Genomic DNA, 8,160 nt, shown 5'->3' with positions numbered 1-8,160 from the left:
GCTGCGAGGGTGTTCGCTGCATGAATCTACCTCATGACGACCCGTCGTGGCGGGAAAAATGATGAGGCGCGCCCTTGCCCCCGGGTTTGGGGCGTATCACAGGATGCTGGCACGCCGTGGATCGATCACCGGCGAGGCACCGGCCTGGGCCAGGCGTTGCAGCAGCTCGGGGTAGCCTTCGGCCTGGGCCCAGGTGTGTTCTGCGGCGGTCAGGCCCACCAGTTGCAGGAAGTCGAAACGCCCGGAGAGCAATTGCTGGGTCCCGGGAAAACCCGGCGCGGCGATGAACAGCACGCTCTCGACCAGGCTGCCGGCGCCGTCGATGGGGTTGCCCAGGCGCATGCGGTCCCACTCGTCCAACAGCGGCCGCTCGCCGAAATGGCCGGCGGACAGCAGCAGCTGGTAGGCGCAGAAGTGGCGCAGCAGGTACAGCGCCCATGGCGCTTGTTCGCGGGTTTCCAGCAGCAGTTCGCGGCCCATGCCGGACCAGCCGTCCGGCTCGGGCTGCTCCGCGTGCCAGGCATTGGACAGGCCCGAGGTGACGTACAGCCAGCTCTCGCGCCGGGCATTGGGGGGCGACTCGAAGACCCCGTGGCTCAGCCAGCGCGGGTCGACTTCGGCATCGCGGAACAGGCTTGGGTCCAGGGGGTAGATCCCGCGGCCGAGATCACCGAACAAGCTCCGGTAGACCTGTTCCTCACGCTGTTCCCAGGCCGCTTCGAACCATGAAAAGTCTTGGGTATCCGACATCTTCAAACGTCCTTGAAAGCAGAGGGTGGCCCACTGCGGGCCACCCGGAAATCAGGCAAAGGCCTGCTGTAGCAGTTGTGGCAGCACCTGCCCGGCCTTGCCCACCAGGTGGTATTCCCCGGGGGCGCTGCCGGGTTGTGGCTGCGGGTTGATATGCACCACGCAGGCACCTTGCTGCAGGGCCAGCTGGGGAATCTGCGCCGCCGGCTGCACCAGCCCGGAGGTGCCCACCGACAGCAGCAGGTCGCACTCGCGGGCAGCCTGGAAGGCGCGCTTGAGGGCCGCCTCCGGTAGTGCTTCGCCGAACCACACCACGCCAGGGCGCAGCTTGCCATTGCAGCCGGTGCAGCGTGGCGGCTCCAGGCGCGCGCCGCTCTCTGGCACGGAGGGCATGGGCAGCGCGCCGGCGAAGGGCCGATTGCAGGCGAAGCACTTGGGCGTGTGCAGGCTGCCGTGCAGATGCAGCACATCGACGCTGCCGGCGCGCTCGTGCAGGTCATCGACGTTCTGGGTGATCAGGGTCAGGCGCGGCAGGCGCCGGCCCAGTTCGGCGATCGCCAGGTGGGCCGGATTGGGCTGGGCCGCGAGTACCTTCTGGCGCCGCCATTCGTACCAGCCCCAGACCAGCGCCGGGTCGTCGCGAAAGGCCTGGACCGTGGCCAGGCGCGCCGGATCGAAGTGTTCCCAGAAGCCGGTCAGGGCATCGCGAAAGGTCGGGATGCCACTTTCCGCCGAGACTCCGGCGCCGCTGAATACCACCAGGTGCCTGGACTGGGCCAGTCGCTTGGGATCGAACTCCATGAAAAGAACCACCTCCGTTTTCAATCACGGCACCACTTGGGTGGCGCTTGCGGGGCTGGCATTATCCGCCGACGGTCGCGGCAAGTGAATTTATCTTCGCGCCTTCGCTCATAAGTGTGTCGGCGGCTTGGCTCGCCCATCCAACCTGCCAGGGAGTGTCATCCATGTATTCAGCTTCGCCCATCGATAGCGACGCCTGCGGGCGCTTGATCCTGGTGGTGGAGGACGAGCCGACGGTGCTGGAGTTCCTGTGCGAGATCCTCGAGGACGAGGGCTACGCCACCCAGGCCCTGGACAGTGCCGACCAGGCCTGGGAATTCCTCCATGAACGGGCCGCGGACGTGGCGCTGCTGCTGACCGATATCACCATGCCTGGCCGGCTCAATGGTGCAAGCCTGAGCAACCTGTGCGGCGAACACTGGCCGGGAATGCCGATCGTGGTGATGTCGGGATACGAGACTCCCGAGAGTTCCGGGGTGCGTTATCCGGTGTCCTTCATCCGCAAGCCCTGGACCATCGGGCAGATCCTGGATTGCGTGGAAGGCGCGTTGAAATCGGCCCAGGGTTGAGGCATTGCGCCTCACCCCGGCCAATTGCCGGCGTTACTCCTTGACGCTCATGAACTCCCGCGCCCAGACGATGTACTCCTCGGGCTGGGTGTAGGTGTGCGCCAGTTCGGTGGCGCTCAGGTCCGAGGCCTGGGTGAAGATCTGCCGCTGTTCGCGCAGGCAATCGTAGGTGGCCTTGATCGCCGCGAAATAGGCGGCGTGGCCATCCACCGCGATCTTCACGCCCAGCTGGGCCAGACGTGCGTCGTCGCGCAGCGCCGGGTTGCCGTAGGTCACCAGCATCAGCGGTACGCTCAGGTGCTCGGAGATCTGCTCCAGTTGTTCGAAATCGCGGATGCCGACCATGCAGATGGCATCGGCGCCGGCGCGTTCGTACTGCTGGGTGCGGCTGATGATTTCCTGCACCGGCAGGATCCCGGCGTTGGTCCGGGCGATGATCGCCAGTTCCGGATCGACCCGGGCCTCCAGGGCCGCGCGGATCTTGCCCACGCCTTCGGCGACGGATATCAGGTCGGTGGACTTGCGGCCGAATTGCGCCGGCAGCAGGGTGTCCTCGATGGTCAGCGCGGCGACGCCGGCGCGTTCCAGCTCGACCACGGTGCGCATCACGTTGAGGGCGTTGCCGTAGCCATGGTCGGCGTCGGCGATCACCGGCAACTGGGCCACGCGGCCGATGCGGGTAGCCTGCTCGGCGAACTCGCTCAGGGTGATCAGGGCGAAGTCGGGGGCCGCCAGGACCTGCAGCGAGGCCACGGAACCACCGAGGATGCCCACTTCAAAACCCAGGTCGGCGGCGATCCGGGCGGACATCGGGTCAAACACGGAAGCGGTGTGATAGCAGGAAGAAGAGGCGATCAGTTCACGGAAACCGCGGCGCAAATCTTGATGGGAAAGCCTGGACATAACAGCTCCGAGATAGGATCGAGAGATCGACCTTCGGGTCGAATCGAATTTTGCAATCAGTTCCCTTGGCGAGCCGATGATCGAAAGGCACGCAGCGAAACGTTAGTGGGGCAGATGAAGGTGAAGCAGGGGGGTAGCAAGGCGTCTTTATCCCGCTTGATTGGATGAAGCGGCGGGTTTGTTATGCGAGGCCGACATAGCAGGACGAGGCTAACACGCTCCCGGGCCGTAGAGGATGAGGAATTTGCATAGCATTATGCCGGACTGGCATTGGCAATTTTTTAGCAACTTAATGTTACAAGTGCTCCGCGCAGCCCTGCCGGACCCTCGCCGGAAGCTATCCGGCGGCTGCCGGCACTTGTCGCTCCAGGGCAAATCGCGGAAGCTGCCGCGCCGCAAGGTCCGCTCATTCAGCGGCGCAACGTATTTATTTCAGGGATGCAGGTAATGACGCTCAGAGTGTTGGTGGTCGGTGGTTATGGCAATTTTGGCAGCATCATCTGCCGCTACCTCATCCACCGTCCGGGCGTGCACCTGGTGATTTCCGGACGTGACCCGGCCCGCCTGGCGGCCAAGGTCGAGGCCTTGCGCGCCGAGGGCGGCCAGCCCTGCGAAGGCTGGTGCGGCGATGCCATGGGCGAGGAGTGGGCGCCGGCGCTCAAGACCCTGGGCATCGATTGGGTGATCCACACCGGTGGGCCCTTCCAGGGCCAGTCCTATGTCGTGGCCCAGGGATGCATCGAGGCCGGGGTGAACTACTGTGACCTGGCCGACTGCCGGCAATTCGTGGGAGGTATCGGCGGCCTCGATGCCCAGGCCCGGGCCGCCGGGGTGACGGTACTCAGCGGCTGCAGCTCGGTGCCGACCCTGTCGACGGCGATCATCGATGAGCATCGCCAGCGCTTCTCCCGGATCGATCGTATCGAGCACGGTATTTCCTCCTCGGCGAAGATGCCCGGGCTGTCCACCATCCTCGGGGTGCTGGCCTATGCCGGCCGGCCGATCCTGCAGCTCAAGGACGGCCAGCCGCACCCGGTGATCGGCTGGCAGGGCCTGACCTTGCGCAAGCTGCCAAGGCTGGGCACGCGGCTGGTGGCCAATGTCGATGTGCCGGACCTGGATCTGTTCGCTGCCCGTTATGGCGCCCATACCCTGTCGTTCAAGGCGGGTGCCGGGCTCAAGGTCGCCGGGCTGGCCAACGCCTTGCTGGCCCAGGCGGTGAGGCTGGGGCTGGTGCGCGATCCGGCGCCCTGGGCCGTACGGTTGCATCGCTGCGGGACCTGGTTCGAGTGGCTGGGCGATGGCCTGAGCGCCATGTATGTCGATGTCCATGGCCTGGGCCAGGATGGCCAGCCGCTGTCGATGGCCGCGCAACTGACGGCCACCCATGATCATGGTCCGGAGATTCCCAGCTGCGCGGCGGTAGCGGTGATCCTCAAGGTCCTCGATGGCCAGTCGCTGCTCCCGGGAGCCCGCGCCTGCGCCGGCGAGGTCAGCCTTGAGCAGTACCTGCGGGCCATCGACGATCCGCTCCACTTGCAGATGCAGGTTGAGTTCTCGCGTTAGCCGGGTTGAGCTTTTTCACCATAGGAGTGGCTTGGCCAGGTCCTTCCAGAACAGCCAGCGCTGCACTTCATGGTGCTCGCCCGTGCCGATCTGCCAGTCCGGACGGCCACGGTCCAGCTCGATGCGCACGATGATCCCGGCGTAGGTAGCGGCCACCAGGGTCTGGCCATCGGGGCTGATGTCCATGGCGCACAGGGTCGAGCCGACGTAGTGCTGCCAGCGCTCTTCGCCCGCTTCGCTGAAGGCCCGCAGGTAACCGTAGGCATCGCCGATGATGAATTCGTCGCCCCGCGAGGCCGCGGCGTATACCCGGGCGCCATCCTGCAGTACCGGGGTGCGCGGGTCGTCGCTGTAGAAATCGGTGGCCAGCCCCGGCAGGTCGGTCACGGCGACGCCCAGGCTGGCGCCACTGTAGAAGTGGCAGGCATTGAGCAGCAGGCGATCGCCGCGCTGGTTGAAGCAGGCGAAGTGCGGGTACTCGCTGGCAGGGCCGATCTCGGCCACAGGCTGCAGGCGGGCATCGAACACCAGATGGGAACCGCATTGTTCGCCCACGGCGATCCACTGGCCGTCCGGCGACACTGCGCCATGTTCCATGCACAGGCCGACGGTCAGGTCATCGGGCGCCACGCCATCGGCCAGGTCTTGCTGGATGTCTTCCAGCCGGCGCAGCAGGCGGGTGGCGCCATCGGCCGCCAGGACGAAGATGCCGTCGGCGCTCACCAGCAGCACCCTGCGCCCGTCCGGGAATGGAATCAGGCGGCTGGGACTGGGACGCCCGGTGTCCTGCTGCTCCAGGCCCTGGGGCAGGTCGGCATGGCCATCGGGCCAGGGAAAGCTCGCCACCTGCGGGCCATTCCAGCCGTCGGTCACCTGCACGCCCTCGGTCCGCGCCCAAGCGACATAGCGCCGCCGCGGGCACATGCCGAAGAATTCCACGTGTTCCAGGGTCTCGACCTGGTCATTGACGATATGCACCACGGAGCCGGCCTCGTAGGGCGCGCCGATGCGCGCCAGCAAACTGCCGTCCGGCAGCAGCGCCAGGGCGGGAATCATTCGCCCCTGGCTTTCCAGGCGCGGCAACAGCGGGAAGTGCGCCGGCGGCCAGTCCTGGCGAAAGGCCTGGCGCGCGGCTTCATCGTGGGGGCCCTGGTTGCTCGTTTCCAGGGCCGCTTGCCAGTGCGGCAACAGGTGGGTGCTGTCCGGCATGCGTGGTTCGGGCAGGCCGTCGAAGCCCTCCCGCGTGCCGGTCTCGACATAGCGGTTGATACGCTTGGCGTACATCAATACGGCTTGGTGCCACTGCTGTTGCGGGGAGAGATTCGAATTCGACAGGGACATGCGCGCAGGACTCCTTGTGGCGCTGGAAAAGGCGTAGCAGACCGGAGATGGACTGGAAAAACGCGCAGTTTATCCGTTGCAGATGGTTTTTTTTCAAGGCCGTGAAGTGCTGCTCAAGGCGTGTAGGTACTGATCCGATTGCGTCCTGCATGTTTGGAGGCATACAGCGCCTGGTCGGCCCATTCGATCAGGCAGCGGTGATCCCGGGCCGGGCGGTCGAGGCAGGCGATGCCCAGGCTGATGGTGAAGGCAATGACCTGGCCGTTGTGCAGCACCGTCTGGTTCTCCGCCGCCTGGCGCAGGCGTTCGGCGAGGCTCTGGGCGCCGCTCAGCTCGGTGCGCGGCAGCAGGATGGCGAACTCCTCGCCGCCATAGCGCCCGGCCACGTCGCTGTCGCGCAGATGCTGGTGGATCAGCTCCGAGAGGCGCTTGATCACCGCGTCGCCGGCCTGGTGGCCGTAGCGATCGTTGATCGACTTGAAGTGGTCGATATCCAGCATCAGCAGGGCGATGGCCTGGTCGTGACGGGCATATTCCAATTGCAGGCGCTGTTCCCAGTGGCCACGGTTGTAGAGCTGGGTCAGGTGGTCGGTGCGCGACAGCTGTTGCAGTTGCTGGTTGGCCTTGTGCAGCCCCTGGTTGTTGATCGCCACGTCGGTCAGGTCGTAGATCACCAGGCACACGTGGTGGATCTCGCTGTTGGACGAGCGCAGGGGCAGCAGCGTGGTGTTCTGGTACATGAACTCGCCCTGGCCGGTGATTGGCTGGTAGTTCTTGAAGCGCACCAGGTACGGCCGCTGTTTCCAGATGGTGAAAGCGGGTGTTCCAAGGGCCACGACTCGTCCCATCTTGCGGGTGAACCAGGGTTTCTCGACTTCCGGGAACAGCTCGAAGAACGAGCGGTCGATGGCCTGCCTGGACGCCACGCCGGAGCGGTTCTCCATGAAGCTGTTCCACACTTGGACCCGGCATTCGAGGTCCAGCACGACGATTCCCACGTCGATGCCGTGGACCACCGCCAGCAGCCAGTGCAGTTCACTGAAATCCATTCGTTTGGGCATGGTTCAACTCATCAGGTAGGCGAGTTTCTGTTCCAGCAGGGCCAGGGAGTCCTCGGTGAACAGCAGTAGCAGGTCGAAGTGGATGTTCTGCTCATCCAGGCTGTAGCTGATCTCCACCGCCTGGGTGTTTTTCCAGCGTTGCTGGTTGAGCACGATCAGCTCGTCGATGCTGGTCTGCTCGCCCAGTACCTGGGGATGGCCCACGGAAAAGAACACGTCCAGCTGGTCGGCGATGCTGCTCAGGCAGGCACCGATCAGCACGCTGGAGAGGTCGATCAGCACTTCCATTTCCAGGTAGGGGTCGGTGCCCTGTTCGATCAGCTGGGCGATGTCGGCCACCGAGGAGTCATGGAATATCAGCAGCGCCTCGCCGGCGATGCCGCTGCCGATGTAGCTCTGGCAGATGGCCGTCAGTTGCCGTGAGCGGTTGGCGTCCGTCAGCAGCATCTGCAGTTCCCCGGCCTCCAGGATGTTGACGTGGGGAATCGGCAGGTGCACGAACACATCCAGGACCTTGGCGATCAGCGCCGCGGCATAGCCCATGGAAACGTTCACGGTCTCGCGAAAGGCATCGCGGAAGGTCACCACCGGTGCCGGCGATGGATCGGGCACCGGCCTGCCGCGCCCGTTGTCCAAGAGCTCCAGCTCGTGGAGCAGGCTACGCAGTTGCTGGGGGTCGAAAGGTTTCTTGAGGAAAGCCCGGGCGCCCAGCTCGCGGGTACGACGTATGGCTTCTTCCTGGATGTCGCCGGAGATGACGATGATCTGCGTGTCGATGCCTTCTTCCTGCACGGCGCTCAAGACCTGGTAGCCGTCCATCACCGGCATCGTCAGGTCCAGCAGGGCCACCTTGCCCAGTCCCTTGCGCAATGCCTCCAGCCCTTCGCGGCCATTGCAGGCCTGGGTCACGGACACTCGCCATTCGCCGGGCAGGGTACGCAGCACCTGCTTCCTGGCCATGCTCGAATCGTCGCAGACGAGGAGGGGAATCATCGGGATCGGACGCTCATTCGCATAAATCCGCAAGTGGATAGTGTTGGAGAATGTAACGAGTTGCCGTTTGTATTGTGTTTGTTACAGGCTGTCCGTGCCGCGCCGAACTATAGAGCGACGGATAATCAAAGAACAAGCAGTGGGTAATCGGGTTGTTTGTTCCAAGTCATTGTTCA

At 64.7% G+C, this 8,160-nt stretch carries 8 protein-coding genes; 2 read left to right on the top strand and 6 right to left on the bottom strand.

The window, feature by feature from the left end:
- Positions 1-96 precede the first annotated feature (96 nt).
- Together ACK6AU_RS30605 and ACK6AU_RS30600 are read right to left on the bottom strand one after the other, a co-directional pair.
- Positions 97-750: a suppressor of fused domain protein gene (locus ACK6AU_RS30605; protein ID WP_409303404.1), complete on the bottom strand. Its 654-nt coding sequence runs from the start codon at positions 748-750 to the stop codon at positions 97-99.
- 51 nt (positions 751-801) lie between these two features.
- Positions 802-1,551, bottom strand: a complete 750-nt coding sequence (locus ACK6AU_RS30600; protein WP_409303402.1) for an SIR2 family NAD-dependent protein deacylase — start codon at positions 1,549-1,551, stop codon at positions 802-804.
- Between the two features lie 164 nt (positions 1,552-1,715).
- Between ACK6AU_RS30600 and ACK6AU_RS30595 the strand changes: the two genes are divergently transcribed.
- Positions 1,716-2,120, top strand: a complete 405-nt coding sequence (locus tag ACK6AU_RS30595) for a response regulator (protein WP_185700226.1) — start codon at positions 1,716-1,718, stop codon at positions 2,118-2,120.
- A 33-nt stretch (positions 2,121-2,153) separates the two neighbouring features.
- Here the strand turns inward: ACK6AU_RS30595 and ACK6AU_RS30590 are convergent, their stop codons facing one another.
- Entirely contained in the window at positions 2,154-3,023 is an 870-nt protein-coding gene (locus ACK6AU_RS30590; protein ID WP_185700227.1) for an oxaloacetate decarboxylase, read from the bottom strand.
- A gap of 447 nt (positions 3,024-3,470) precedes the next feature.
- Between ACK6AU_RS30590 and ACK6AU_RS30585 the strand changes: the two genes are divergently transcribed.
- Positions 3,471-4,589: a saccharopine dehydrogenase family protein gene (locus ACK6AU_RS30585; protein ID WP_185700228.1), complete on the top strand. Its 1,119-nt coding sequence runs from the start codon at positions 3,471-3,473 to the stop codon at positions 4,587-4,589.
- 15 nt (positions 4,590-4,604) lie between these two features.
- On the opposite strand, the gene ACK6AU_RS30580 is transcribed toward ACK6AU_RS30585, so the two are convergent.
- The 3 genes from ACK6AU_RS30580 to ACK6AU_RS30570 form a co-directional block, all read right to left on the bottom strand.
- A complete protein-coding gene (locus ACK6AU_RS30580) occupies positions 4,605-5,930 on the bottom strand; it encodes a hypothetical protein (protein WP_409303399.1) in 1,326 nt (441 codons plus the stop codon).
- 113 nt (positions 5,931-6,043) lie between these two features.
- Positions 6,044-6,991 (bottom strand): sensor domain-containing diguanylate cyclase, encoded by a 948-nt coding sequence (locus tag ACK6AU_RS30575; RefSeq protein ID WP_185700230.1) that lies wholly within the window; start codon positions 6,989-6,991, stop codon positions 6,044-6,046.
- A 3-nt stretch (positions 6,992-6,994) separates the two neighbouring features.
- On the bottom strand, positions 6,995-7,984 hold the full coding sequence (locus ACK6AU_RS30570; RefSeq protein ID WP_185700231.1) for a response regulator: 990 nt from the start codon (positions 7,982-7,984) through the stop codon (positions 6,995-6,997).
- Between the last annotated feature and the right edge of the window lie 176 nt (positions 7,985-8,160).

The sequence above is a fragment of the Pseudomonas sp. KCJK8993 genome, from assembly GCF_046230915.1.
Classification (GTDB): Bacteria; Pseudomonadota; Gammaproteobacteria; order Pseudomonadales; family Pseudomonadaceae; genus Aquipseudomonas; species Aquipseudomonas piscis.
Note: the sequence above shows the minus strand (reverse complement) of the source record. Positions and strands in the feature narration are given on the sequence as shown.

Coding starts and splice junctions, on each gene's coding strand:
- ACK6AU_RS30605 (WP_409303404.1), bottom strand. CDS start 750: ATGTCGGATACCCAAGACTTTTCATGGTTCGAAGCGGCCTGGGAACAG.
- ACK6AU_RS30600 (WP_409303402.1), bottom strand. CDS start 1,551: ATGGAGTTCGATCCCAAGCGACTGGCCCAGTCCAGGCACCTGGTGGTA.
- ACK6AU_RS30580 (WP_409303399.1), bottom strand. CDS start 5,930: ATGTCCCTGTCGAATTCGAATCTCTCCCCGCAACAGCAGTGGCACCAA.
- ACK6AU_RS30570 (WP_185700231.1), bottom strand. CDS start 7,984: ATGATTCCCCTCCTCGTCTGCGACGATTCGAGCATGGCCAGGAAGCAG.
- ACK6AU_RS30575 (WP_185700230.1), bottom strand. CDS start 6,991: ATGCCCAAACGAATGGATTTCAGTGAACTGCACTGGCTGCTGGCGGTG.
- ACK6AU_RS30595 (WP_185700226.1), top strand. CDS start 1,716: ATGTATTCAGCTTCGCCCATCGATAGCGACGCCTGCGGGCGCTTGATC.
- ACK6AU_RS30590 (WP_185700227.1), bottom strand. CDS start 3,023: ATGTCCAGGCTTTCCCATCAAGATTTGCGCCGCGGTTTCCGTGAACTG.
- ACK6AU_RS30585 (WP_185700228.1), top strand. CDS start 3,471: ATGACGCTCAGAGTGTTGGTGGTCGGTGGTTATGGCAATTTTGGCAGC.